28 protein-coding genes are annotated in these 24,227 nt (G+C 73.5%); 17 read left to right on the top strand and 11 right to left on the bottom strand.

Annotated elements, in window-relative coordinates:
- Positions 1-19 precede the first annotated feature (19 nt).
- Positions 20-856, bottom strand: coding sequence for a TIGR02452 family protein (locus ACFQZ6_RS31860; protein ID WP_381616199.1), 837 nt, complete (start codon positions 854-856; stop codon positions 20-22).
- A 294-nt stretch (positions 857-1,150) separates the two neighbouring features.
- Here ACFQZ6_RS31860 and egtA point away from each other — a divergent pair, with 294 nt between their 5' ends.
- Genes egtA through egtD form a run of 4 tightly spaced genes read left to right on the top strand, consistent with a single transcriptional unit; the run spans position 1,151 to position 5,554 of the window.
- Positions 1,151-2,473 carry an ergothioneine biosynthesis glutamate--cysteine ligase EgtA gene (gene egtA / locus ACFQZ6_RS31855; protein WP_381616196.1) on the top strand — a complete coding sequence of 441 codons (1,323 nt, stop codon included), beginning with the start codon at positions 1,151-1,153 and terminating at the stop codon, positions 2,471-2,473.
- Positions 2,470-3,804, top strand: a complete 1,335-nt coding sequence (gene egtB / locus ACFQZ6_RS31850) for an ergothioneine biosynthesis protein EgtB (RefSeq protein ID WP_381616193.1) — start codon at positions 2,470-2,472, stop codon at positions 3,802-3,804. The genes egtA and egtB overlap by 4 nt, the downstream gene beginning before the upstream one ends.
- On the top strand, positions 3,804-4,595 hold the full coding sequence (egtC, locus tag ACFQZ6_RS31845; RefSeq protein WP_381616190.1) for an ergothioneine biosynthesis protein EgtC: 792 nt from the start codon (positions 3,804-3,806) through the stop codon (positions 4,593-4,595). The genes egtB and egtC overlap by 1 nt, the downstream gene beginning before the upstream one ends.
- The gene (egtD, locus tag ACFQZ6_RS31840; RefSeq protein WP_381616187.1) at positions 4,592-5,554 is read left to right on the top strand and encodes an L-histidine N(alpha)-methyltransferase; all 963 of its coding nucleotides are present in this window, start codon (positions 4,592-4,594) and stop codon (positions 5,552-5,554) included. Before egtC ends, egtD begins: the two co-directional genes overlap by 4 nt.
- Before the next feature lie 25 nt (positions 5,555-5,579).
- Here egtD and ACFQZ6_RS31835 read toward each other — a convergent pair whose 3' ends face one another.
- Positions 5,580-6,848 (bottom strand): extracellular solute-binding protein, encoded by a 1,269-nt coding sequence (locus tag ACFQZ6_RS31835; RefSeq protein WP_381616184.1) that lies wholly within the window; start codon positions 6,846-6,848, stop codon positions 5,580-5,582.
- 214 nt (positions 6,849-7,062) lie between these two features.
- On the opposite strand from ACFQZ6_RS31835, the gene ACFQZ6_RS31830 reads away from it, so the two are divergent.
- A complete protein-coding gene (locus ACFQZ6_RS31830; protein WP_381616181.1) occupies positions 7,063-7,278 on the top strand; it encodes a dodecin in 216 nt (71 codons plus the stop codon).
- Positions 7,279-7,294: 16 nt separating this feature from the next.
- On the opposite strand, the gene ACFQZ6_RS31825 is transcribed toward ACFQZ6_RS31830, so the two are convergent.
- Positions 7,295-7,786, bottom strand: coding sequence for a phosphatase domain-containing protein (locus tag ACFQZ6_RS31825; RefSeq protein WP_381616179.1), 492 nt, complete (start codon positions 7,784-7,786; stop codon positions 7,295-7,297).
- Between the two features lie 138 nt (positions 7,787-7,924).
- Between ACFQZ6_RS31825 and ACFQZ6_RS31820 the strand changes: the two genes are divergently transcribed.
- From ACFQZ6_RS31820 to ACFQZ6_RS31770, 11 genes are all read left to right on the top strand, one after another.
- Positions 7,925-8,929 carry an LLM class flavin-dependent oxidoreductase gene (locus ACFQZ6_RS31820; RefSeq protein ID WP_381616176.1) on the top strand — a complete coding sequence of 335 codons (1,005 nt, stop codon included), beginning with the start codon at positions 7,925-7,927 and terminating at the stop codon, positions 8,927-8,929.
- Between the two features lie 80 nt (positions 8,930-9,009).
- The gene (locus ACFQZ6_RS31815; protein WP_381616173.1) at positions 9,010-9,327 is read left to right on the top strand and encodes a gas vesicle protein GvpO; all 318 of its coding nucleotides are present in this window, start codon (positions 9,010-9,012) and stop codon (positions 9,325-9,327) included.
- A 35-nt stretch (positions 9,328-9,362) separates the two neighbouring features.
- Positions 9,363-9,857 carry a gas vesicle structural protein GvpA gene (locus tag ACFQZ6_RS31810; RefSeq protein ID WP_381616170.1) on the top strand — a complete coding sequence of 165 codons (495 nt, stop codon included), beginning with the start codon at positions 9,363-9,365 and terminating at the stop codon, positions 9,855-9,857.
- Entirely contained in the window at positions 9,854-10,657 is an 804-nt protein-coding gene (locus tag ACFQZ6_RS31805; protein ID WP_381616167.1) for a GvpL/GvpF family gas vesicle protein, read from the top strand. The genes ACFQZ6_RS31810 and ACFQZ6_RS31805 overlap by 4 nt, the downstream gene beginning before the upstream one ends.
- Before the next feature lie 2 nt (positions 10,658-10,659).
- The gene (locus ACFQZ6_RS31800; RefSeq protein WP_381618809.1) at positions 10,660-10,941 is read left to right on the top strand and encodes a gas vesicle protein GvpG; all 282 of its coding nucleotides are present in this window, start codon (positions 10,660-10,662) and stop codon (positions 10,939-10,941) included.
- Positions 10,938-11,264 carry a hypothetical protein gene (locus tag ACFQZ6_RS31795; RefSeq protein WP_381616164.1) on the top strand — a complete coding sequence of 109 codons (327 nt, stop codon included), beginning with the start codon at positions 10,938-10,940 and terminating at the stop codon, positions 11,262-11,264. Before ACFQZ6_RS31800 ends, ACFQZ6_RS31795 begins: the two co-directional genes overlap by 4 nt.
- Entirely contained in the window at positions 11,261-12,082 is an 822-nt protein-coding gene (locus ACFQZ6_RS31790; RefSeq protein WP_381616162.1) for an SRPBCC family protein, read from the top strand. Before ACFQZ6_RS31795 ends, ACFQZ6_RS31790 begins: the two co-directional genes overlap by 4 nt.
- A gap of 21 nt (positions 12,083-12,103) precedes the next feature.
- The gene (locus tag ACFQZ6_RS31785; RefSeq protein WP_381616159.1) at positions 12,104-12,451 is read left to right on the top strand and encodes a gas vesicle protein; all 348 of its coding nucleotides are present in this window, start codon (positions 12,104-12,106) and stop codon (positions 12,449-12,451) included.
- On the top strand, positions 12,448-13,266 hold the full coding sequence (locus ACFQZ6_RS31780; protein ID WP_381616156.1) for a GvpL/GvpF family gas vesicle protein: 819 nt from the start codon (positions 12,448-12,450) through the stop codon (positions 13,264-13,266). Before ACFQZ6_RS31785 ends, ACFQZ6_RS31780 begins: the two co-directional genes overlap by 4 nt.
- Positions 13,263-13,511, top strand: a complete 249-nt coding sequence (locus ACFQZ6_RS31775; protein WP_381616153.1) for a gas vesicle protein — start codon at positions 13,263-13,265, stop codon at positions 13,509-13,511. The genes ACFQZ6_RS31780 and ACFQZ6_RS31775 overlap by 4 nt, the downstream gene beginning before the upstream one ends.
- The gene (locus tag ACFQZ6_RS31770) at positions 13,508-13,801 is read left to right on the top strand and encodes a gas vesicle protein K (protein WP_381616150.1); all 294 of its coding nucleotides are present in this window, start codon (positions 13,508-13,510) and stop codon (positions 13,799-13,801) included. Before ACFQZ6_RS31775 ends, ACFQZ6_RS31770 begins: the two co-directional genes overlap by 4 nt.
- Positions 13,802-13,837: 36 nt before the next feature.
- Here ACFQZ6_RS31770 and ACFQZ6_RS31765 read toward each other — a convergent pair whose 3' ends face one another.
- From ACFQZ6_RS31765 to ACFQZ6_RS31740, 6 genes are all read right to left on the bottom strand, one after another.
- A complete protein-coding gene (locus tag ACFQZ6_RS31765) occupies positions 13,838-14,743 on the bottom strand; it encodes a DUF2382 domain-containing protein (RefSeq protein WP_381616147.1) in 906 nt (301 codons plus the stop codon).
- Between the two features lie 100 nt (positions 14,744-14,843).
- Positions 14,844-15,611, bottom strand: coding sequence for a lysophospholipid acyltransferase family protein (locus ACFQZ6_RS31760; RefSeq protein ID WP_381616144.1), 768 nt, complete (start codon positions 15,609-15,611; stop codon positions 14,844-14,846).
- Positions 15,611-16,387 carry a GNAT family N-acetyltransferase gene (locus ACFQZ6_RS31755; protein WP_381616141.1) on the bottom strand — a complete coding sequence of 259 codons (777 nt, stop codon included), beginning with the start codon at positions 16,385-16,387 and terminating at the stop codon, positions 15,611-15,613. Before ACFQZ6_RS31755 ends, ACFQZ6_RS31760 begins: the two co-directional genes overlap by 1 nt.
- Before the next feature lie 263 nt (positions 16,388-16,650).
- Entirely contained in the window at positions 16,651-17,400 is a 750-nt protein-coding gene (locus ACFQZ6_RS31750) for a succinate dehydrogenase/fumarate reductase iron-sulfur subunit (protein WP_381616139.1), read from the bottom strand.
- A complete protein-coding gene (locus ACFQZ6_RS31745; protein WP_381616136.1) occupies positions 17,397-19,373 on the bottom strand; it encodes a fumarate reductase/succinate dehydrogenase flavoprotein subunit in 1,977 nt (658 codons plus the stop codon). Before ACFQZ6_RS31745 ends, ACFQZ6_RS31750 begins: the two co-directional genes overlap by 4 nt.
- Before the next feature lies 1 nt (position 19,374).
- Positions 19,375-20,046, bottom strand: coding sequence for a succinate dehydrogenase (locus ACFQZ6_RS31740; RefSeq protein ID WP_381616134.1), 672 nt, complete (start codon positions 20,044-20,046; stop codon positions 19,375-19,377).
- Between the two features lie 131 nt (positions 20,047-20,177).
- Here ACFQZ6_RS31740 and ACFQZ6_RS31735 point away from each other — a divergent pair, with 131 nt between their 5' ends.
- The gene (locus ACFQZ6_RS31735; RefSeq protein ID WP_381616131.1) at positions 20,178-21,062 is read left to right on the top strand and encodes a LysR family transcriptional regulator; all 885 of its coding nucleotides are present in this window, start codon (positions 20,178-20,180) and stop codon (positions 21,060-21,062) included.
- Positions 21,063-21,173: 111 nt separating this feature from the next.
- Here the strand turns inward: ACFQZ6_RS31735 and ACFQZ6_RS31730 are convergent, their stop codons facing one another.
- Positions 21,174-23,318: a putative bifunctional diguanylate cyclase/phosphodiesterase gene (locus ACFQZ6_RS31730; protein WP_381616129.1), complete on the bottom strand. Its 2,145-nt coding sequence runs from the start codon at positions 23,316-23,318 to the stop codon at positions 21,174-21,176.
- A complete protein-coding gene (locus ACFQZ6_RS31725; protein WP_381616126.1) occupies positions 23,315-24,127 on the bottom strand; it encodes an SAM-dependent methyltransferase in 813 nt (270 codons plus the stop codon). Before ACFQZ6_RS31725 ends, ACFQZ6_RS31730 begins: the two co-directional genes overlap by 4 nt.
- Positions 24,128-24,227: the final 100 nt, after the last annotated feature.

Below are 24,227 nucleotides of genomic sequence, written 5' to 3'. Positions count from 1 at the left end.
CGGAAGCGACGGACGAGCCCTACGGCTGGAGCTGACGCCCCGGGAACGTCTGCTCGAAGGCCGCGCGCACCGTGTGTCCCGGGGTGCGGTCGAGGACGCCGAAGACCACCTGCGTGAAGGTCCCGGCGAACCGCCCGCCGGGGCCGAGCAGCGCGTGGAAGGCGCCCGCGACCTGCGCCGGGTCCTTGCGGAAGACGCCGCAGCCCCAGGCGCCGAGGACCAGCCGCCGGTAGCCGTGGTGCGCCGCCGTCTCCAGCACCCGCTCGGCGCGGCGGGCGAGCGCCGTCGGCAGCTCGGCCGCCCGCTCCGGGGTCCGGCTCAGCACCACGCCCGCGTTGGGCGCCGCGGCGGTGAGGAAACCGGCGGTGTACGGCTCGTCGAGGAGCCCGCCGCGGTCGTCGCGGAAGACGGGCACCGCGGGTGAGTGGATGACCCGGTCGGTGTAGAACGGGTCGCGGTGGGCGCGGTGGTGGTCGTAGAACTCCGGGACCCGCAACTGGCAGGCGTGGAGCGCGGAGGCCCGGCACAGGGCCTCCTCCTGCGCCTGCGCGCCGTTGAGGTAGCCGCCGCCCGGGTTCCGGGCCGAGGCGAAGTTGAGGACGGCGACCGGGTCGGGGTCCGCCCACCGCATCCTGCGGGCGGCCTCCAGGCTGCTCTCGCCGGTGACCTGGAACGAGGTCGCCACCGACGGCACCACCTCGACCGGCACCGGCTCCGGGCCGTACATCCGGGTGCCGTCCCGGGCCGCGTCGAGGGCCGCGGCGAGGGAGACCCACCGCCCGTCCGGGGCGTGGTAGCCGCCCGCGGCGACGATCTCCTCGGTCTCGCGGGCGATGCCGCGCAGGCGCGCGCTCATGGCGCCACCCCCGTGTGCGCCATGGACGCGCGCCCCGCGGCCGTCATCATTCGGTCATCTCCCCGTCGTCTCCCCCGCCATGCCCGTGAACGCATCGTGAGCGATGCTGGTCGTGCGGTGCAACAGAGTTTCCCCGCCGCCGGAACTCTCCCGGGGTCCGGCGGCCGGGTCCGAAAAAGCCCGCATCGTACCCTTGTGCGAGACGGCGCGACGGTCTTGGGTGGGACGGGTGTGCCGGTCGGGCCCCACCGGGCGACGACCGGCGACATGGTGGAATCTCAGGAGGATCCCGACATGTCCGAAGCGAGAACCACTCCACCGGGGAGTGGTGGCACCGATACCCGCACCGCCGTCACCGAAGCCGAGGTGGAGGCCCTGGTGCGGGGCATCTGCTTCAAGACCGGACCGCCTCGATCCCTCGGTGTCGAAGTGGAATGGCTCGTCCAGGAGCCGCGCGCCCCGTGGCTCCCCGTCTCACCCGAACGTCTCGAAGCGGCCTACGCCGCACTGCGGACCGTGCCCCTGGCATCGGCGCTCACCGTCGAACCCGGTGGCCAGCTCGAACTCAGCTCGCCGCCCGCCGCCTCCCTGATGGAGTGCGTGGGCACCGTCTCCGCCGACCTGGAAGCCGTCCGCGCGGTACTGCGCGAGCACGGGCTCGGTCTCCTCGGCGTCGGCCAGGACCCCTGGCACCCGCCCCGGCGCTTCCTGCGCCAGCCGCGCTACGACGCCATGGAAGCCTGCCTCGACCGCACCGGCCCCGCCGGGCGCGCCATGATGTGCACCTCCGCCTCCGTCCAGGTCTGCCTGGACGCGGGCACCGAGGAACCGGGCCCGCTCGGGCACGTCCGCCGCTGGTGGCTGGCCCACCAGCTCGGCGCGGTCCTGGTGGCCGCGTTCGCCAACTCCCCGCTCGCCGGACGGGAGCCGACCGGCTGGCGCTCCACCCGGCAGCTGACCTGGATGGAGATCGGCGCGGACCGGGCGGGCGCGCCCCCGCTGGACGCCGACCCGCGCGCCGCCTGGGCCCGGCACGTGCTGGACGCCCCGGTGATGTGCGTACGCCGGGACGGCGGGCCGTGGGAGGTGCCCGAGGGGCTGACCTTACGGGAGTGGACCCGCTCGGGCGGGCCCCGGCCGCCCACGTGGGAGGACGTCGACTACCACCTGACGACGCTGTTCCCACCGGCCAGACCGCGGGGCCACCTGGAGCTGCGGATGATTGACGCGCAGCCCGGCGAGGACGGGTGGATCGTGCCGCTCGCCGTGACGGCGGCGCTGTTCGACGATCCGCAGGCCGCCGAGACCGCCTACCGGACGGTGAAGCCGCTGGCCGAGCGGGCGCACGGGCGCCCCGCGCCGCACAACCCGCTGTGGGCCGCCGCCGCCCGGCACGGGCTCGCCGACCCGGAGCTGCACGAGGCGGCCGTGGCCTGCTTCGCGGCGGCCCTCGCGGCGCTGCCCCGGCTCGGCGTCTCCGCCGGGGTCATCGCCGCCGTCACCGCCTACCGGGACCGCTATGTCGTGCCGGGCCGCTGCCCCGCCGACGATCTGCTGGACGAGATGAACGAGCTGGCTGAGCTGGACGAGCTGGACGGGAAGGACCTGAGCACATGACCGAGCACGTCACCGAAACCGCCGTCGACACCGAAGCGTTCCGGGAGCGTGCGCTGGCCTCGCTGCTCACCGCCCGGGACCGGACCACCCTGCTGACGTCCTGCGTCGAGGAGCCGGACCTCACCGCCCAGCACTCGCCGCTGATGTCGCCGCTGGTGTGGGACCTGGCGCACATCGGCAACCAGGAGGAGCTGTGGCTGCTGCGGGCGGTCGCCGGGCAGGACGCGATCCGGCCCGAGATCGACAGCCTGTACGACGCCTTCGAGCACCCGCGCGCCGAACGCCCCAGCCTGCCGCTGCTGTCCCCGAAGGAGGCCCGCGCCTACGCCGCCGAGGTGCGCGGGCGGGCGCTGGACGTGCTGGAGTCGGCCGCGTTCCGGGGGACGCGGCTGACGGAGGCGGGCTTCGCCTTCGGCATGATCGCCCAGCACGAGCAGCAGCACGACGAGACCATGCTGATCACCCACCAGCTCCGCAAGGGCCCGCGGGCCCTGACCGCCCCGGACCCGGAGCCGGTGCCGCTGTTCACCGGACCGGCGGAGGTGCTGGTCCCCGGCGGCCCGTTCACCATGGGCACCTCCACGGAGGCCTGGGCGCTGGACAACGAACGGCCCGCGCACCGGCGTGAGGTGGCCCCGTACTGGATCGACACCACCCCGGTGACGAACGGCGCCTACCAGGCGTTCATCGAGGACGGCGGCTACGACGAGCCGCGCTGGTGGACGGCGGAGGGCTGGAACCACATCCGCCGCCACGCCATCAAGGCGCCGCTGTACTGGCGCCGGGACGGCGGGCAGTGGCTGCGCCGCCGGTTCGGGATCACCGAGGTGGTGCCCGCCGACGAGCCGGTGCTGCACGTGTGCTGGTACGAGGCCGACGCCTACGCCCGCTGGGCCGGGCGGCGGCTGCCCACCGAGGCGGAGTGGGAGAAGGCGGCCCGCTTCGACCCGGCGACCGGCGGCTCCACCCGCTACCCGTGGGGCGACGCCGACCCGGCGCCCGAGCACGCCAACCTCGGCCAGCGGCACCTGCGCCCGGCCCCGGCGGGCAGCTACCCGGCCGGGGAATCACCGCTGGGGGTCCGGCAGTTGATAGGCGACGTGTGGGAGTGGACGGCCAGCGACTTCCTGCCGTACCCGGGCTTCACGGCGTTCCCGTACAAGGAGTACTCGGAGGTGTTCTTCGGACCCGACCACAAGGTGCTGCGCGGCGGTTCGTTCGCGGTGGACCCGGTGGCCTGCCGGGGCACGTTCCGCAACTGGGACTACCCGATCCGGCGGCAGATCTTCTCCGGCTTCCGCACCGCGCGGTCGGCGACGGCAGCCGCCTGATGTGCCGTCATATCGCCTACGTGGGACCCGAGGTGCCGCTCGGCAGGCTCCTGGTCGAGCCGCCGCACGGTCTGTACCGGCAGTCCTGGGCGCCGCGTCGGCAGCGCCACGGGACGGTCAACGCCGACGGTTTCGGGGTCGGCTGGTACGCCGAGGGCGACCCGGTCCCGGCGCGCTACCGCCGGGCCGGGCCGATCTGGGCCGACCTGTCGTTCGCGGACCTGGCCCGGGTGGTGCGCTCGGCGGCGCTGCTGGCCGCCGTGCGGGACGCCACCCTGGCGGGCGCGGACGCCGAGGCCGCGGCGGCGCCGTTCGCCTCCGGGCGCTGGCTGTTCAGCCACAACGGCGCCGTCCGGGGCTGGCCCGGCTCGCTGGCCGCGCTCTCTGGCACCCTGCCGCCGGAGGACCTGCTGGGCCTGGAGGCCAGAAACGATTCCGCGCTGGTCTGGGCGCTGGTCCTGGCCCGGCTGCGGGCCGGGGACGACCCGGGCCTGGCGCTGTCCGCCACGGTGGCGGAGGTCGCCTCCGCCGCCCCGGGGTCCCGGCTCAACCTGCTGCTGACCGACGGCGCGTCGATCACCGCGACCGCCTGGGGCGACACGCTCTGGTACCGCCCGCTGCCCGGCGGCGGCACCGTCGTCGCCTCCGAGCCCGCCGACGACGCCCCGCAGTGGCGGGAGGTCCCCGACCGCACCCTGCTCACCGCCAGCCGCGCCGAGGTGCGGCTCACCCCGCTCAAGGAGCCGAGCGACGCCTCGCTCCCCGCACCGCCGAAGGAGCCCCGCACGTGAGTCCGTTCCTTCTCACCCGGACCCTGCCCGAGGACGCCACCGACGCCGCGCTGCGCGCCGACGTCCTGCTGGGCCTGACCCGCGACCCGAAGACGCTGCCGCCGAAGTGGTTCTACGACGCCCGGGGCAGCGAGCTGTTCGAGCAGATCACCGAACTGCCCGAGTACTACCCGACCCGCGCCGAGCGGGAGATCCTCCTCGGCCGGGCCGCCGAGATCGCCGCGGCGGCCCGCCCGCGCACCCTGGTGGAGCTGGGTTCCGGCTCCTCCGACAAGACCCGGCACCTGCTCGACGCGCTGCCGGGCCTTGACACCTACGTGCCCGTCGACGTCAGCGAGAGCGCCCTCACCCAGGCCGGTCAGGCGCTGGTGGCCGAGCGGCCGGGGCTGCGGGTGCACGCCCTGATCGCCGACTTCACCGCCCGGATCGAACTGCCGGACACGCCGGGGCCGCGCCTGGTGGCGTTCCTCGGCGGCACCATCGGCAACCTGCTGCCCGCCGAGCGCGCCGCGTTCCTCGCCGCGGTCCGGGCGCTGCTCTCCCCCGGCGACGCCCTCCTCCTCGGCACCGACCTGGTCAAGGACGAACAGGTGCTGGTGCGGGCGTACGACGACGCGGCGGGGGTGACGGCCGCCTTCAACAAGAACGTCCTGGCGGTCGTCAACCGTGAGCTGGGCGCCGACTTCGATCCGGAGGCGTTCACCCATGTGGCCCTGTGGGACGCCGGGCGCGAGTGGATCGAGATGCGGCTGCGGGCGCGGACCGCGCAGACCGTGAAGATCCCCGCGCTGGACCTCGCCGTGGACTTCGAGGCGGGCGAGGAGCTGCGCACCGAGGTGTCGGCGAAGTTCCGCGAGGACGGCGTCCGCACCGAACTCGCCGCGGCGGGCCTGGAGCTGACCCACTGGTGGACGGACGCCGAGGGCCGGTTCGCGCTGTCGCTGAGCGTGGTGCCGTAGCCGTGCCGTAGCGGGTCAGGGCAGGTCAGGACAGGGGTACCGCCAGCGCCTCGGTGACGCGCCGGGAGGCGTTGCGGGCCTCTGTCGCCGGGTCGGCGCCGTTGAGGACCCTGGTCATGTACTCCTTGATCGGGTTGTCCGCCTCGACGTTGGCCCACTCCGGTGTGGCGGGGGTCGCCCGGCCCTGGGCGGCCCCGGCCGCCATGGCGGCGACCCCCTCCTCACCGGCCACGGCGGTGGCCAGGGTGGTCTTGTTGGGCACGTAGTTCATCATGCGGGCCAGCTCGGTGTTCCACTTCTCCCCGGCCAGCGCCGAGACGACCTCGATCGCGCCCTCCCGGTGGTCGGTGTTCTTCGGTACGACGAGGTCGGAGCCGCCGGTGAAGACGGCGCCGGGCCGCTCGGCGGTCGGGCCGGGCACCGGGAAGAAGCCCAGCTCGCCCTCCAGGTCGGGGTTCTCCTGGAGGATGGTGCGGGCGGTGCCGGGGACGGCGACGATCTGCGCGACCTGCCCGGCGGCGAACACCCCGGCCTGCGGCGGGTGTTCCTCGTCGGCGTCGACGGGGCCCTCGCCGAGCGCCTGGAGCTGGCGGTAGAAGTCCATGCCGCGCAGGGCGGCGGGGCTGTGCAGGGTGCCCTTCCAGGTGCCGCCGGTGTCCTCCGCGAGGTCGCCGCCCTCGTCCCAGATGAACCCGGCGAGGGTGTACCAGTCCTGTCCGGCGAGGTAGATGCCCTGGTTGCCGCCGGTGTTGAGCCGCTCGGTGGCGGTGAGCCACTCCTCGCGGGTCTTCGGCACGGCGTCGATCCCGGCCTGGGCGAAGAGGTCCTTGCGGTAGATGACGACCCGGTTGGCCGCGTACCAGGGGATGCCGTACTGCTGGGAGAGCTGCTCACCGGGTTCCGCGAGGCCGGGCAGCCAGTCGCGCATCCCCCAGTCCCGCATGGACTCCAGGGTCAGGTCGAGCAGGCCGCCGCCGTCGACGTACTGCGAGACCTGGGTGTTGCCGACCTCGATGACGTCGGGGCCCTCGGGCGAGGTGTCCTTGAGGGCGGTGTGCACCTTGTCGCCGATGCCGGTCCACTCCTGGATGCGGATGTCGAGGTCGAGGTCGGTGTGCTCGCTCTCGAACTCCTCGGTGAACCGGTCGATGAACTCCTGGGACGCGCTCCCCTTCATCAGCCACACGGTGACCGTGTGCCGCTCGGCGCCGTCCTCGCCGGGCAGCAGACCGCAGCCGCTGGTCAGGATGGCGGAGAGGCAGACGAAGGCGAGCAGACGGCCTGGAGGTCTCACGAGGGGTCCTGTTCTGTCTGGTGGACAGGGTCGAGGGGCCCGACGTGGGGGGACGAGCGTGTGTGCTCGCACGGGTGTGCTGGATTTTGGTATGGACCAATGCGGAGGTCAAGCGGAACGGGGAACCCGGAGGCGACGCCTCGCGCTCCGTCGCAGCCTGGGGCACCGTTGAGTGACGTACGACACATCCGAGCACGGCGGAAGGAACACCCGCATGTCGAACCACACCTACCGGGTCACGGACATCGTCGGCACCTCGCCGGAGGGCGTGGACCAGGCCATCCGCAACGGCATCAGCCGCGCCTCGCAGACCCTGCGCAACCTCGACTGGTTCGAGGTGACCGAGGTGCGGGGCCAGTTGGACGGCGGGGAGATCGCCCACTGGCAGGTGAGCATGAAGGTCGGCTTCCGCCTGGACGACGGGGACTGACGGCACCCGCGCGGGGTCAGGTGCGGCCCTCCCGCTCCTGGGCCGTCCGCAGCGCGGCGGACGGGGCCGCCCAGCGGGCGCGGACCACGGTGAAGCCCGCCCGTTCGGCGTCCTCGCAGACCAGTTCGTCGTCGTCGACCAGCACCCGGACGTCCCGGGTGCTGGCCAGGCGGCGCAGGATCTCCAGCTTGGTGCGGCGGGCGGGCCTGCGGTCGTCGTCGCGGCGCATGTGGACCGTGCCCTCGGGCAGCCCGTGCGCCGCGAGCCACTCCACGGTGTCGCGGCGGCAGCGCTCGGGGCGGCCGGTGAGGTACACGACCTCGCACTCCTCGGCGCTCGCCAGGGCCAGCGCCACCCCCTCGGCCAGCGGCGGGTCGTGCGGCGCGGCGGCGAAGAAGGCGTCCCAGTCCCGCGGCCTGCGCTGGAGGAACCGCTGCCGGTGGGCGGTGTCGGCGAGGGTGTTGTCCAGGTCGAACACGGCCACGGGGCGCTTGCTGTGGGCTGTCACACGGCCACCCTAGACAAACGGCCACCCTGGACAAACGGCCACCCTGGACAAACGGCCGCCCTGGACGAACGGCCGCTTGGCCGAACGGCCGCCTGGACGAGGCGGGAATGCCCCGGCGTGCCAGGCGTTGACGTCTGCGTGACCTCCGTACTGGCGTCGACGCGCTTCTCCGTCCTGGACCGCTCCCGCACCCGCGAGGGGCGGCCGGTCGGGGAGGCGCTGCGGGACACCGTGGAGCTGGCGCGGGAGGCGGAGCGCCTCGGCTACCACCGCTTCTGGGTCTCGGAGCACCACGGCGTGCCCGGCGTCGCGGGCTCCGCGCCGACCGTGCTGGCCGCCGCCGTGGCCGCCGCGACCCGCACCATCCGGGTCGGTACCGGCGGCGTCATGCTGCCCAACCACCAACCCCTCGTGGTCGCGGAGCAGTTCGGCGTCCTGGAGTCGCTGTTCCCGGGACGGATCGACATGGGCCTCGGCCGCTCGGTCGGCTTCACCGACGGGGTGCGCAGGGCGCTGGGCCGGGACCGGGGCGCCGCGGACGACTTCGCCGCGCAGCTCGACGAACTCCTCGGCTGGTTCCGCGGCACCTCCCCGACCGGCGCCCACGCGCGCCCCGCCGAGGGCCTGCGCGTCCCGCCGTTCGTGCTGGCCATGGGCGAGGGCGCCGACATCGCGGCCCGCGCGGGCCTGCCGATGGTGATCGGCGACCTGAGGAACCGGGACCGGATGCGGCGCGGCGTCGACCGCTACCGCGACCGCTTCTCGCCCTCCCCCTGGGCGGCCGAACCGTACGTCGTCATCTCCGGCACCATCGCGGTGGCCGCGACCCCCGAGGCGGCCCGGCGGCTGCTGGTCCCCGAGGCCTGGTCGATGGCGTACTCCCGCACCCACGGCACCTTCCCGCCGCTGCCGCCCGCCGAGGCCGTCGAGTCCCGCACGATGACCGCCAAGGAGCGCGCCCGCTACGAGGAGGGCCTGGCCGGGCACATCGCGGGCACCGAGGAACAGGTCGAGCACGAGCTGGAGACGGTGCTGAAGGCGACGGGCGCTCAGGAGGTGCTGGTCACGACCAGCACGTACGACCGTACGGCCCTGCTGGACTCCTACCGGCGGCTGGCGGCGGTCACCTCCCGCCTGCGCTGACCGCGCCCGCCGATCCGCCCGTGGCCCGGATGGGCCAACTCCACGGGCGCCCCCCGGCCGCCGCGGCCAGAGTGGTCGTCATGACGGAATCCGGCGAGCGACGCCACGGCAAAGCCCCCTCGGCCACCCGCGAGCGCGGCGTCCGCGGTGCCCAGGACGCCGCCGAACGGGCCGCGGAAGGGCTCAGCTCCCTGATCCGGCACCGCCTGGAGGGCGTCTCCGCGGTCCGCCGCGGCGACGAGGACGGCTGGATCGTCAACGTCGACGTCCTGGAACTCGCCCGCATCCCCGACACCACCAGCCTCCTCGCCGTGTACGAGGTGGAGCTGGACGCGTCGGGTGAGCTGACCCAGTACCGCCGCATCGCGCGCTACCGGCGCGGCGCCCAGGACCAGTGACCGGCGGCCCCAGCGACCCGCCCGGAAGGACACCGATGCTCACCTACGAGGAAGAGGTCGTCTGCGCGCCCCGCGCCGGAACCCTCTACGACGTGCTGGAACTCATCCTCGACCGCGGCATGGTGATCGACGTCTTCGCCCGCGTCTCCCTCGTCGGCATCGAGATCCTCAAGATCGACGCCCGGATCGTGGTCGCCAGCGTCGACACCTACCTGCGGTTCGCCGAAGCCTGCAACCGCCTCGACCTGGAGCACGACTCGCGCAGCAAGACCGTGCCGGAGATGTTCGGCGGGCCCATGGCCAAGACGCTGGGCCGGGCCGGTGCCAAGCGGGCCGGGCGGTCCCTCACCGAGAAGGTGCACGACCTCCTCACTCCCGAGGCGGAGGACGAGGACGAGGACGGCACCATCGCCGACGAGGCGGCCGAGGAGCGTCCGCGCCGCCGCCCGCCCGCCGAGCGCGCCGCGCGCCGCGAGCGCGAACGCCCCGCCCGCCCCCGCCCCCGTCGCCGCGCGGAGGAGGACGAATGACGGCCCCCACCACCCCCACGACCCCAACCACCCCCACGACCGCCACGGCCCCGGCGACCGCCACCGCGACCCGCGCCCTGTACGTCTACGGCATCACTCCCCCGGACGCCCGGCCCCCGCGCTCGACCGGCGTGGCCGGTGCGCCGGTCTCGCTGCTGCGCGCCTCCGGCCTGTGCGCGGCCGTCTCCGACGCGCCCGAGCGGCTGCGGCCCCGGCGCCGCGACCTGGTGGCCCACCAGGAGGTGCTCGCCGAGCTGGCCGCCCAGGGCCCGGTCCTGCCGATGCGGTTCGCGATGGTCAGCCCCGACGCCGACGCGCTGCGCGCCCGGCTGCGCGACGGCCACCGGGACCTCACCGACCAGTTGGACGCCGTACGGGACCGCGTGGAGATGAACCTCAAGGGAACCGTCGTGCCCGGCTACTTCGCGGAGCTGCTGCGCCGTGACGAACGGCTGCGCGCGCTCGCCGCGCGCACCCGGCGGCGCCCCGGCTACCAGGCCAACGTCCGCCTCGGGGAGGCGCTCGCCGCGGGTGTGCGCGCCGAGGCGCGCCGGGCCGCGCGGCAGGTGCTCACCCGGCTGACCCCGCTGGCCGTGCGCACGGCCGGGGGCGAGGTGGACGACGACCAGGTGCTCAGCGTGTCGTTCCTGCTGCGCGCCGCCGACGAGCGGCGGTTCCTGGACGCGGTCGCCGAGCAGGCCCGCGCCCTCGGCGACCGGCTGGCGCTCAGCGTCACCGGGCCGCTGCCCTGCTACAGCTTCGTCGACGCGGGGCCCGCCGCGGCCACGCCCGGACGGTGACGATGGGACTGGTGAGCGGGCTCCTGCTGCTGCCCCTGGCCCCGGTGCGGGGCACCCTCTGGATCGCCGACCAGCTCGTCACCGAGGCCCGGCGCCAGACCGGCGATCCACGCGCCGCGCGGGCCCGGCTTGCCGCGCTCAACGACGCCCTCGACCGGGGTGAGATCGACGAGGCGGCGTTCGAGCGCGAGGAGGAGCGGCTGCTCACGCTCCTTGAGGACATCCCGCCCGGCCCCGGCCGTACCCGGCCCCGCCCCCACCGCCCCCAGGGAAGGCGTCCATGAACGACACCAAGGTGGCCCTGACCGCGGCCGTGGCTGGCGGCTATCTGCTGGGCCGTACCAGGAAGGCGCGCCTGGCGATCGCCGTCGCCTCGTACCTCGCGGGACGGCGCCTCGGCCTCTCGCCCGGACAGCTCGTCGCCGCCAGCCTGACGAGGCTCCAGCAGGCGCCGGAGTTCCAGGAGCTGTCCGACCAGGTGCGCGGCGAGCTGCTGCGGACGGGCCGCGCGGCGGTCACGGCCGCCGCCAACCGGCGCGTCACGGCCCTCGCGGACACGCTCCGGGAGCGCACCGAGGCCCTCGGCGGGGCGGGTGAGCCGAGATGACCACGGCCTCTCCGCTCGACGACCTCAAGGACGCGCTCGGCGGCTACGTCACCGCCCTGGGCGGCAGCCTCGCGGGCCGGGCGGGGAAGCAGGTCGGCCGCCTCACGGACCGGCTGTCCGAGGCGGGCCGGGGCGGCGGCCGACGCGGCGACGGCGGAGGCGGCGGCGGCGGCGTCAAGGCCACCGTCATCGTGGAGTCGATCGACGTCGGGGTGCCCGTGCGCACCGCGTACGACCAGTGGACCCGGTTCGAGGACTTCGCCACCTTCACCAAGGGCGCCCGCAGCGTCACCCGCTCCGACGAGGTGGAGTCCGACTGGAACGTCAAGGTCGGCCCGTCCAGCCGCAGTTGGCGGGCGACCGTGTGGGAGCAGCTTCCCGACGAGCGGATCGCCTGGACGTCCGAGGGCGCCAAGGGCACCACGCGGGGCGCGGTCACCTTCCACGAGCTGGCGCCCTCCCTGACCCGGATCGTGCTGGTCGTCGAGTACTTCCCCACGGGCTTCTTCGAGAAGACCGGCAACCTCTGGCGCGCCCAGGGCCGTCGGCTCCGCCTCGACCTCAAGCACTTCGCCCGCCACGTCACCCTGCACGCCGACGAGGAGGTGGAGGGCTGGCGCGGCGAGATCCGCGAGGGCGAGGTCGTCCGCACGCACGAGGAGGCCCTGGAGGACGAGGCGTACGACGCCGTCGACGAAGAGGACGAGTACGAGGATGAGTACGAGGACGAAGACGAAGACGATGACGAGGCCGAAGAGGACGACGAGGAGGACGACGAGGACGGGGACGACGGCCGCGCCGTCCGGCGGCGTCGCTGACCGCACGGCGGGAGCCGCGCCGTGACCGACCTCGGCACCTGGCCGCCCGCGGAATCCGGCGCCCAGCCGTACGCGCCCGTCAGCGGAAACCTCGCCGACCTGCTGGAACGCGTCCTCGACAAGGGCATCGTCATCGCGGGCGACATCAAGATCGACCTGCTCGACATCGAACTGCTCACCATCCGCCTGCGGTTGTTCGTCGCCTCCGTCGACACCGCGAAGAAGGCGGGCATCGACTGGTGGGAGACGGACCCGGCGCTGTCCTCCCGGGCGGCGAAGAGCGCGCTCGCCGAGGAGAACGCCCGGCTGCGGGAGCGCCTGGCCCTCCTGGAGGGCGCGGCGGACGCGGAACCGGAGGGCGTCCGGTGAACGCGACCCTCCTGTGTGCCTTCGCCGTGACCCGCGACCCCGGGTCCTCGGCCGACCTGGGGGGCACGCCCGGCCATGACGGCGGCGGCCCGCTGCGGGTCCTCGCGGCCGGGGAGCTGTCTCTGCTCGTGCAGGACGTGCCCGCGTCCGCGTTCGACGAGACGGCCCTGGCGGAGCGGCTGGAGCGGCGCGACGAACTGGAGCGCGTCGCCCGTGCGCACCACCGGGCCGTCGAGGTGGCCGCGCGCTGGGGTCCGGTGGTGCCGCTGCCGCTGGCGACGCTGTACCGCACCGAGGCCGCCGCCGCGCGGGCCGTCACCGGGCGCGCCACCGAGTTGTCCGCCCTGCTCGACCGGCTGCGGGACCGCAGGGAGTGGGCGGTGAAGATCCACGCCCGGGAGACCGGGGGGACCCGGGAGGCCGGGGCCGTGTCGGTGCCGCGGGACGACGGCGCCGGTCGGGCCGCCGCCGGGCGGGCGTACCTGAGCCGGGCCAGCGCCCGGCGGCGTACCCGGAGCGAGGCGCGGGAGCGGGCCCTGGCGGAGGCGGGCGCCGTGGACCGGGAGCTGCGGCGGTACGCCGTCGCCGCGACCCGGCACCGGCCGCAGAGCGAGCAGTTGACCGGCACCGCCGCCCCGCAACTGCTGAACGTGGCCTACCTGGTGGCCGAGGCGGAGCGGGCGGCCTTCACCGGCGCCCTGGAACGGCTCACCGCCGAGGGGCGGCGCCGGGGCGTCGAGGTGGTCGCGTCCGGGCCCTGGGTCCCGTACTCGTTCGCCCGCCTCGACGAGGAACGGCGGGAGGCCACCGTATGACCGTCCCCGACGTCAGGGAGCCGGGGCGGCCGTCCGTGCCGTGGGACGAGGCGGAGCCGTACGCGCCGGTCGGGGTGCCGCTCGTGGACCTGCTGGACCGGGTGCTGGCGACCGGGGTGGTGGTCAGCGGGGACCTGGTGCTGGCCATCGCCGACGTGCCGCTGGTGCGGATCTCGCTGCACGCCCTGCTGTCGTCGGTCAACGAGCGGGTGCCCGCTCCCTGGCCGGACAGCGGGCCGCTGTGAGCGCGGGACGGGCCCGCTCCGTCGACCTCGATCCGGAGCGGGTGGCGAACGACCTGGCCGCGCTCGTGCTGACCGTGGTGGAGCTGCTGCGGCAGCTCATGGAGCGGCAGGCGGTGCGCCGGTTCGACGAGGGGACGCTGAGCGCGGAGCAGGAGGACCGGCTCGGGACGGCGCTGATGCTGCTCGACCGCCGTATGGACGACCTGTGCGAGCAGCACGGGCTGAGCCGCTCCGACCTGAACCTCGACCTCGGCCCGCTGGGGCCGCTGCTGGCCGACCCGGACCCGTGAGGGGCCGCGCCCCTCACGGGTGACCGTCGGTGGGGGTCACTCGCTCCCCGGACGGATGTCGCCGGGCTCGACGCCCTCGGCCTCGATGCGCTCCTTGCGGACCTGGCCGCGTACGGTCTCCTCCTCGGTGCGCTCGTCGGTGGTCATCCGCACCCGCTCCACGGGCACCGCCTCGGTCTCCACGACGGGGCGCTCCTCGTGCAGGGTGACCTCGTGCTCGGCCTCGCTGATCTCGGGGCCGGAGAGCGCGGCGTCCCGGTTGGCGTCGGTGATGGGCTCGCGCTCGACGCGCACCTCCTCGTGCCTGAGCGGCACGGTCGTCTCGACCTCCTCGGTGACCACGTACTTGCGCAGCCTGGCCCGCCCGGACTCCCGCCGTTCGACGCCGACGTGCATCTGCTCCTCGGAGCGGGTCATGGCGTCGTCGTCGGCGTACCGTCCGGTTCTGCCCGCCGCACCGGCGGTACCGGCCATGCCGCCGGTCCCGGCCATGCCCGCGGCACCGGTGGCGCCCATCGTGCCCGTCGTGCCCGCGGCGTAGCCGGTCTCGCCGTACGGCCCGGCCTGCCCGGCCTGCCCCGTCTCGCCGTACTGCCCGGTCTGGTCGTCCTCCAGGACGCTGTCCCAGTTGATGCCGTAGTAGTCGTAGAGGCGGTGCTCCTCCGACTCCGACAGGTGGCCGCCCGCGTCGACGTCCACGTTGGGCGCTTCCTTGACCTGGTCCTTGCGGTACGGGACCTCCACGCGGTCCTCGACGAGGTGGGCCTCCCGGATGGGGACGAAGGACTCGTTGGAGCCGAACCACCCGGTCTTGACGGTCACCCACTCGGGACGGCCGGTCATGTCGTCGAAGAAGACGTGCTTGGCCTCACCGATCTTGTGGCCCTCCCCGTCGTAGACGGGGTGGTCCAGTACGTTGCTGATCTGGTCGCGGGTGATCATCTGGCATCACCCTCCTTCCGGAATACGGTGCGACGCGTTCCGAGTCACCGCCACAGGAGTCCAGAAACGGAACATAGGCACCCCAAAGCACATATTTCCCTCACCCGGTCTGGGCGGCGTGGGCCAGCGCGCGGCGGTCCTGGTGGGCGCCGGGCGGGATCACGGGCCGTACGTCGACCTCCGCGACCAGGCCACGGGTGGCGGCCACCCGCCAGAGGGAGGCCAGCAGGGAGTCGTCCCCGACGAAGGCGGCGGCCGTGCTGGCGGCGCCGCTGTCCAGGCGGTAGCCCAGCCGTACGGGCTGCACCGGGACGCCCGCGTCCAGGGCCGCCTGGAACACGGCCCGCCGGAAGGTCCCCTGCGCGCGCCCGCACCAGGTGCTGCCCTCGGGGAACACGCCCACGGCGGCACCGGAGCGCAGCGCGTCCGCGAGGTGGGCGACGGTGCCCGGGAGGGCGCGCAGCCGGTCGCGCTCGATGAAGACGACCCCGGCCCGCGCGGCGAGCGCCCCCGCGACCGGCCACCGCCGTATCTCCGCCTTGGCGATCATCCGGGCGGGGCGTACGGCGGCCAGCAGCGGGATGTCCAGCCACGAGATGTGGTTGGCGACCAGCAGCACCCCGCCCGCCGGGGCGGCACCGCCGCGCACCCGGACCCGCACCCCCGCGGCGCGTACGACCGTCAGCGACCACCGGCGCACCAGCGCGGCCGGGACCCGCCTGCCGACCGGGAGCAGCACGATCCCGGCGAGCAGCACCACCGCCACGGCGGTCAGCCGCAGCACGGCCCGCGCCGTCACCGCGCCCCGCCCCGCGGGCTCGACGCAGGCCCGCGGGGTGCAGGGCGCGCCGGGCAGCCAGACGCTCATCAGACCGACGGGACGAGGGAGAGGAAGTGCCGCAGGTAGCGCTCGTTGACCCGGCGCATCGACAGCAGCACGTACAGGTCGGCGACGCCGAAGTCCGCGTCGTGCGCCGGCTCGCCGCACACCCAGGCGCCGAGGCGGAGGTAGCCGCGCAGCAGCGGCGGCAGTTCGGTGCGCCCGGCCGGGCGGGCCACGCCGTCCGCGCGCCACGGCAGCAGCGGCCGTACCCGGTACTCCGCGGGCGCCAGGTGCTTGTCGCGCACCCGGTCCCAGGTGGCGGCGGCGAGGGTGCCCCCGTCGGCGAGCGGTACGGAGCAGCAGCCCGCCAGCCACTCGTGGCCGCGGTCGGTCATGTAGCGGGCGATCCCGGCCCAGATCAGGCCGATGACGGCGCCGTCGCGGTGGTCGGGGTGGACGCAGGAGCGGCCGACCTCGACGAGCTGGCCGCGGACCGGGGCCAGCGCGGTGAGGTCGAACTCGCCCTCGGAGTACAGCCGCCCGGCGACGGCGGCCCGCTCGGGCGGCAGCAGCCGGTAGGTGCCGACGACCTGCCCGGTGTGGTTGTCGTGGACGAGCAGGTGGTCGCAGTACGCGTCGAACGCGTCGACGTCGAGACCCGGCTCGGCGCTGGCCAGCAGCGCGCCCATCTCCCCGGCGAAGACGTCGTGCCGCAGGCGCTGGGCGGCCCGGACGTCGGCCTCGTCGCGGGCCACGGTGACGGTGTAGCGGGTGGGGGCCGCGGGCTGCGGGGGACGGTCGAGCGTGGACACGCCGGTCATGGGTTTCTCCTGGTCAGGGACGGGCGACGGCGAGCGGTGCCGTCGTCCCTTGTTCTTCCGAGACGGGTTGGCGCCCACGTGACGACTGCCGGGAGAGTTGATGTGAACCTGTTGAACGACAGAAACCGGACGGGCCCGGGGCGAAAACCAGACGGGCCCGGAGCGGAAACCAGACGGGGCCGGAGCGGAAACCAGACGGGGCCGGGGATGAGCACCACACCCCGGCCCCGCCCGCCCGCCACCGCGGCGAACGTCCCTGGCGGCTACCGCTTGGCCGCCTTGCGCGTGGCCCGCAGCCACTCCTTGTTCATGCTGGTGATCGACATCAGCGGGATGCCCTTGGGGCAGGCGGTCGCGCACTCCCCGGTGAGGGTGCAGCCGCCGAAGCCCTCCTCGTCCATCTGCGCCACCATGTCGAGCACCCGCGTCTCCCGCTCGGGCGCGCCCTGCGGCAGCACGTTCAGGTGGTTGACCTTGGCGGAGGTGAACAGCATCGCCGCGCCGTTGGGGCACGCGGCCACGCACGCCCCGCAGCCGATGCACTCCGCGTGTTCGAACGCGAAGTCGGCGTCCGGCTTCGGCACCGGCGTGGCGTGCGCCTCCGGCGCGGAGCCGGTGGGGGCGGTGATGTAGCCGCCCGCCTGGATGATCCGGTCGAACGCCGACCGGTCCACCACCAGGTCCTTGATCACCGGGAAGGCGGACGCCCGCCACGGCTCGATGTCGATCGTGTCGCCGTCCTTGAAGGACCGCATGTGCAACTGGCAGGTCGTGGTGCGCTCCGGGCCGTGCGCGTCGCCGTTGATGACGAGGGAGCAGGCGCCGCAGATGCCCTCGCGGCAGTCGTGGTCGAAGGCGACGGGGTCCTCCCCCTTGAGGATGAGTTCCTCGTTGAGGGTGTCGAGCATCTCCAGGAACGACATGTCGGAGGAGATGCCGTCCACCTCGTACGTGGACATGGCGCCTTCGGCGTCGGCGTTACGCTGCCGCCAGACGCGCAGGGTGAGCCTCATGCGTAGCTCCGCTGGGTGGGGTGGACGTACTCGAAGACCAGGTCTTCCTTGTGCAGCACGGGGGCCGTGCCGGTGCCGGTGAACTCCCAGGCCGCGGCGTAGGAGAACTCCTCGTCGCGGCGGGCGGCCTCACCGTCGGGGGTCTGGGACTCCTCGCGGAAGTGGCCGCCGCAGGACTCGGCGCGGTGCAGCGCGTCGAGGCACATCAGCTCGGCCAGCTCCAGGTAGTCCACGATGCGGTTGGCCTTCTCCAGCGACTGGTTGAACTCCTCGCCGGTGCCGGGCACCTTGATCCGCCGCCAGAACTCCTCGCGGATCTGCGGAATCCGCTCCAGCGCCTTGCGCAGCCCGGACTCGGTGCGGGCCATGCCGCAGAACTCCCACATCAGCTCGCCTAGTTCGCGGTGGAAGGAGTCCGGTGTGCGGTCGCCGTCGACGGCGAGCAGCCGCTCCAGGCGCTCCGTCGTCTCCGTCGTCACCGCGCGCACGGCGGGGTGGTCGTCGGTCAGCGGCTCCTGGTGGGGGTTGCGGGCCAGGTAGTCGTTGAGGGTGGCGGGGAGCACGAAGTAGCCGTCGGCCAGGCCCTGCATCAGCGCGCTCGCGCCGAGCCGGTTGGCGCCGTGGTCGGAGAAGTTGGCCTCCCCGATCGCGAACAGCCCGGGGACGGTGGTCTGGAGGTCGTAGTCGACCCACAGGCCGCCCATCGTGTAGTGCACGGCCGGGTAGATCCGCATCGGCACCTCGTACGGATCCTCGTCGGTGATCCGCTGGTACATGTCGAAGAGGTTGCCGTACTTCGCCTCGACGGCCTTGCGGCCCATGCGCCGGATCGCGTCCGCGAAGTCCAGGTACACGCCCTGCCCGCCGGGGCCCACTCCCCTGCCCTCGTCGCAGACGTTCTTGGCGGCGCGGGAGGCGATGTCGCGGGGCACCAGGTTGCCGAAGGACGGGTAGACGCGCTCCAGGTAGTAGTCGCGCTCGTCCTCGGGGATCTTGTTCGGCGGGCGGTCGTCGCCCTTGGCCTTCGGCACCCAGATCCGGCCGTCGTTGCGCAGCGACTCGCTCATCAGCGTCAGCTTGGACTGGTGGTCGCCGGTGCGCGGGATGCAGGTGGGGTGGATCTGGGTGAAGCAGGGGTTGCCGAAGTACGCGCCGCGCCGGTGTGCCCGCCAGACGGCGGTGGCGTTGGAGTTCATGGCGTTCGTCGACAGGTAGAAGACGTTGCCGTAGCCGCCGGAGGCGAGGACGACGGCGTCCGCGAAGTAGGTGTCGATCCTGCCGGTGACCAGGTCCCGGGCGACGATCCCGCGCGCCCTGCCGTCCACGACGATCAGGTCGAGCATCTCGGTACGCGGGTGCATCTCGACGTTCCCGGCCGCGATCTGCCTGCTGAGCGCCTGGTAGGCGCCGAGGAGGAGCTGCTGCCCCGTCTGGCCGCGGGCGTAGAAGGTGCGCGAGACCTGGACGCCGCCGAAGGAACGGGTGTCGAGCAGGCCGCCGTACTCGCGGGCGAACGGCACGCCCTGCGCCACGCACTGGTCGATGATCTCCACGGAGATCTGCGCCAGCCGGTGCACGTTGGACTCCCGGGCCCGGAAGTCGCCGCCCTTGACGGTGTCGTAGAACAGCCGGTGCACGGAGTCGCCGTCGTTGCGGTAGTTCTTCGCCGCGTTGATGCCGCCTTGCGCGGCGATGGAGTGGGCGCGGCGCGGGGAGTCCTGGTAGCAGAACTGGACGACGTGGTAGCCCTGCTCGGCGAGGGTGGCCCCGGCGGAGCCGCCCGCGAGGCCGGTGCCGACGACGATGACGGTGTGCTTGCGCCGGTTGGCCGGGTTGACCAGCTTGGCCTCGAAGCGCCGCTTGTCCCAGCGCTCGTGCACCGGCCCGGCCGGGGCCTTGGTGTCGGCGATCGGTTCGCCCGTCGCGTAGTTCACGTACTCGTTCACGTCGGTCACGTCGGTTATGTCAGTCATGTCAGTCCACCAGTCCGGTCATGACGCCCACGGGTGCGGCGACGAAGCCGATCGTGAGCACCAGCGCGAGGGCGTTGGCCGTGGCCTTCAGGGCGCGGTCGCGGGTGCGGCTGCCGACGCCGAGGGTCTGGGCGGCGCTCCAGAAGCCGTGCCGGATGTGCAGGCCGAGGGCGAGCATCGCGGTGAGGTAGATCGTGTTGCCGTACCAGGTGGAGAAGGTGTCCACGACGTTCTGGTAGGGCTTGCCGTGCTCGAAGCCGCCGGTGTGCACGGTGCCGGTGGTCAGGTCCAGGACGTGCCAGACGATGAACAGGCCGAGGATGATCCCGCCCCAGCGCATGGTGCGGGTGGCGTAGGAGGCGCGGGCCTTCCCGTGCACGTACTTGCTGGGGCGCGCCCGCAGGTCGCGGCGGCTGAGCTGGTACGCGGAGACGGCGTGCGCGACGACGGCGACGACCAGCACCACCCGGATCATCCACAGCGCCCACTCGTAGTGCAGGAACGGCTCGCCGAGGGTGCGCAGCCAGTGGGCGTAGTGGTTGAACTCGCCGGGCCCGAAGAAGATCTTCAGATTGCCGATCACATGGACGACGAGGTAGATCAGCATAATCAGTCCGCTGACCGCCATCACCGTCTTCTTGCCGACGGAGCTGTCCCACATCGTGCGTGCCATGGACGGCCGTCGGTCCGTCCGCGTTGCCAGAGCCATGGCTCAAGACGCTAGGGCCGAAGGTCCCCATCGGTCCAAGACATGGAACACCTTGATTCGATAGGCGCAGCCTATGGTCGGGCTAGGATGGCGGGGTGCAGTTCCAGCAGCTCCAGTACTTCGTGGCCGTCGCCGAGACCCGGCACTTCACCCGCGCCGCCGAACTCGTGCACGTGGCCCAGCCCTCGCTGTCCCAGCAGATCAAGGCGCTGGAACGGGAGTTGGGGGCGGACCTGTTCCTGCGGGCCCGGGGCAACATCACCCTCACCGACGCCGGGGAGGCGCTGCTGCCGCTGGCCCGGCGCATCCTCGCGGACGCGGACACCGCCCGGCACGAGGTGCAGGAGCTGGCGCAGTTGCGGAGCGGGCGGGTGCGGCTCGGTGCCACGCCGAGCCTGTGCACCGGGCTGCTGCCGGACGTGCTGCGCGCCTTCCACGACCGGTATCCCGGGATCCGGCTGATGATCGAGGAGGGCGGCTCGCACGACCTGGTACGGGAGCTGGCGCGCGGCGCGCTGGATCTGGCGCTGGTCGTCCTGCCGCTGCCGACGCCGTCACCCGCGCTGACCACGGTGGAGCTGCTGCGGGAGGACCTGGTGGTGGTGTCGTCGCCGGAGGCGCCGCGGCCGGGGGGTGAGCGGCGGACGGTGCGGATCGGTGACCTGGAGGGGGAGCGGCTGGTGATGTTCCGGCACGGGTACGACCTGCGGGAGCTGACGGTCGCCGCGTGCCGTGCCGAGGGGTTCGAGCCGTCGTTCGCGGTGGAGGGCGGGGAGATGGACGCGGTGCTGGGGTTCGTGCGGGCGGGGCTGGGGGTGGCCGTGGTGCCGCGGATGGTGGCGGCGCGGTCGGGGCGTGGGCTGCGGGTGACGCCGCTGGCGCGGCCCGGGCTGCATCGGACGATCGCGCTGGCGCACCGCAGTGACGTGGCGCCGCCGCGGGCCGCGCGGGAGTTGCAGCGGATGTTGTTGGAACGGTGACGCAAGCTGGCCGCGGCCCCGACAGCGCCGTTGTGGTTCTGCGCCGTCCGGGGCCGCGGGCCGTGGGGGGTGCTCGCGCAGTTCCCCGCGCCCCTTCAGGGCGCGTGTGCCTCAGCCTGTTGCATCGACCAAGGCGAGTTCGTGGAGCCGGTCGGGTGGGCCCGGGCGGGCGTAGTACCAGCCCTGGGCCGTGTCGCAGCCGAGTATGCGGAGCTGTTCGGCCTGGGCGCCGGTCTCCACGCCCTCGACCGTGACCGCGAGGTCCAGGCTGTGGGCGAGGGAGACGATGCCCTCGACGATCTTCTGGTCGACGGGGTCGGCCGGGAACTGCTGCATGGACTGGGTGAAGGAGCGGTCCAGCTTCAGGACGCTCACCGGCAGGCGGCGCAGGTTGGCGAGGTTGGAGTAGCCGGTGCCGAAGTCGTCGAGGGCGATGTCGACGCCCATCTCGGCCAGCCGCCGCAGCGGCTTCAGCAGGTCGTCGTCGGCGCCGATCAGCGCGGACTCGGTGACTTCGAGGCAGAGCGCGTCCGGGGTCACGCCCGCGGCCTGGAGGATCTCCACCGTGTCCTGCACCAGGCGGGGGTGGGTGAGCTGGCAGGGCGAGAGGTTGACGTTGATGCGCAGCGGCCCCGCGGCGGACTCGTCGTACCGCTCCCGCCACTCCCGGGCCTGCCGCACCGACTGTTCGAGCACCCAGCGGCCCAGCGGCACGATCAGCCCGGTGTGCTCCGCGAGCGGGATGAACCGGTCCGGGCCGAGGACACCGTGCTGCGGGTGCAGCCAGCGCACCAGCGCCTCCGCGCCGCGCACACTGCCGTCCCCGAGGTTGACCAGCGGCTGGTACTCGATGAAGAACTCGCCCCGGTCCAGGGCCGTCGGCAGCGCCGTGGTCAGCCCGTGCCGGGTGATGGCGCGGGCGTCGGCCTCCGGGTCGGCCAGCTCGAAGCGGTTGCCGCCCGCCGACTTGGCCCGGTACATGGTGATGTCGGCGCTGCGCAGCACCTCGGCGGGGCTGCGCTCGCCGCCCGCCGGGCCCTCGACGACACCGATGCTGCCGCGCACGGTCAGCTCCCGGCCCTCAATGCGGACGGGCGCCAGCAGGACGTTCATGATCCGGGCGGCGAGTTCGTCGACCTCCCGGCTGGCGTCCGGGCCGCAGGTCAGCGCCACGAACTCGTCGCCGCCGAGCCGGGCGACCATCTCGCCGGGCGCCGTCGCGCAGGACTGGAGCCGGTCAGCGACCTCGACGAGCAGCCGGTCACCGGCCGCGTGGCCGAGGCTGTCGTTGATGGTCTTGAAGCCGTCCAGGTCGAGGTAGCAGAGCCCGAAGCGCTGGCCCTCGCCCGCGTTGAGCGCCTTCTCCAGCCGCTCGAAGAACAGGGTGCGGTTGGGCAGCCCGGTGAGGGCGTCGTGGGTGGCCTCGTAGCGCAGCCGGAGGTTGAGCAGCCGCCGCTCGGTGGTGTCCTCCATCATGGCGAGCTGGTACTGCGGGTTGCCGTCGGCGTCGCGCAGCAGGGAGACGGTGAGGTTGGTCCACAGGACCGTGCCGTCGGGCCGGTAGAACGCCTTCTCCACGTGGTAGTGCTCGCGCTCGCCGCGCACCAGCTCCTCGTACAGCCGCCACACCGTGGGCGCGTCCTCGGCGTGCGTCCACTCCTGGACGTTGCGGGCGCGCATCCCCTGCTCGGAGCCGCCGAACATGCGCAGCAGCGCGTCGTTGACCTCCAGGATGGTGCCGTTGAGGTCGGCGATGCCGATCCCTATGGCCGCGCCCTCGAACAGCGCCCGGAAGCGGGCCTCGCTGGCGTGCAGGGCCTGCGCCACCACGCCCTGCGCCTGCAACGCGGCCTGCGCGATGGCCTCCTGCTCGGCGAGGGTGCGTTCGCGCAGCGCCTGGGCGAACCCGGCGGCCATCGCGTGCTGGAGGCGCGCGGAGCGGGCTCGCAGGTCCTCGTGCGGGCCGTCGCCGCCGCAGTAGAGCACCAGGTAGGCGTCGACGCAGTCCAGCGTGCGGCTGAGCGCCTCCGGGTCGGTGCAGTGTGCCGAGACCAGCGCGGCGCCGACCGCCCGGCCCGCCTCCGCGTGGAACGTCCGCTCGCGCAGCGCCTCGCTCAGCCGGGCCGCCAGCGGCAGCAGTTGCCGCTCGAACTCCGGCCGGGTGAGCGACGTCGACGTCACCGGGAACACCGCCCGGCTCCAGATCGTCGCGAACCGGCGCAGTCTGTCCTGAGGCCCGTCCGGCTCCGCGCTCACGCCGTACGCCCCACGCCCGCGAAACCGGAGAAGGCATACGGATCCTCGTCCTCCGGTGCGGTCTCCGGCCGCCAGTGCGGCATCGGCACCAGTCCCGGTTCCACCATGTCGTACCCCTCGAAGAACCGCGCGATCTCGTCGCGCGAGCGCATGATCAGCGGGTTGCGAATGTCCTTGTATACGCCCACCGTGCCCTCGGACCGCTCCGTCGGAAGGGGGATTCCCTCGTACGAGGCATGGGTGAGGATCAGCAGGCTGCCGGGCGCGCACGCGTCGCGCAGCTCGGCCACCGCCCCGTACGGGTCGTCCGCGTCTTCCACGAAGTGCAGTATGGCAACGAGGAGCAGCGCCACTGGTCGGTTCCGGTCGATCAGTCGGGTCACTTGGGGGCTCGACAGGATCTCCTGCGGCTTGCGCAGGTCGGCGGCGACCACGTCGGTGCCCGGCCTGCCGCCCAGGACGGCCTGGCTGTGCGCGACGGCGACGGGGTCGTGGTCGACGTAGACGACGTGCGCCCCGGGGCTGGCCGACTGCGCCACCTCGTGGACGTTGCCGAAGGTCGGGATGCCGGAGCCGATGTCCAGGAACTGGGTGATGCCCTCGGCCGCCGCGTAGCGCACCGCGCGGCGCATGAACGCCCGGTTGGCCTGCATGATCTTCGGCAGGCCCGGCATGAACTCCATGGCCCTGCGCGCCGCCTGCCGGTCGACCTCGAAGTTGTGCGAACCGCCCAGGTAGTAGTCGTAGATCCGCGCGACGCTCGGCACCGAGATGTCGATGCTCCGTGGGGCCCAGGCGGGACGCTCCATCTATCTCTCCAGGCGTAGGCGATCCGGTGTTCGAGCTGAGGCTACTGATCGCCCGCCAATGGAGCGAGCAGAAACGGAAATTGACCATCCGTTCCCGGTC

The sequence above is a fragment of the Streptomyces flavalbus genome (assembly GCF_042674625.1).
In the GTDB taxonomy this organism is placed as follows: domain Bacteria; phylum Actinomycetota; class Actinomycetes; order Streptomycetales; family Streptomycetaceae; genus Streptomyces; species Streptomyces flavalbus.
The sequence above is the reverse complement of the archived record's forward strand: the minus strand, read 5'-3'. Positions and strand labels throughout refer to the sequence as shown.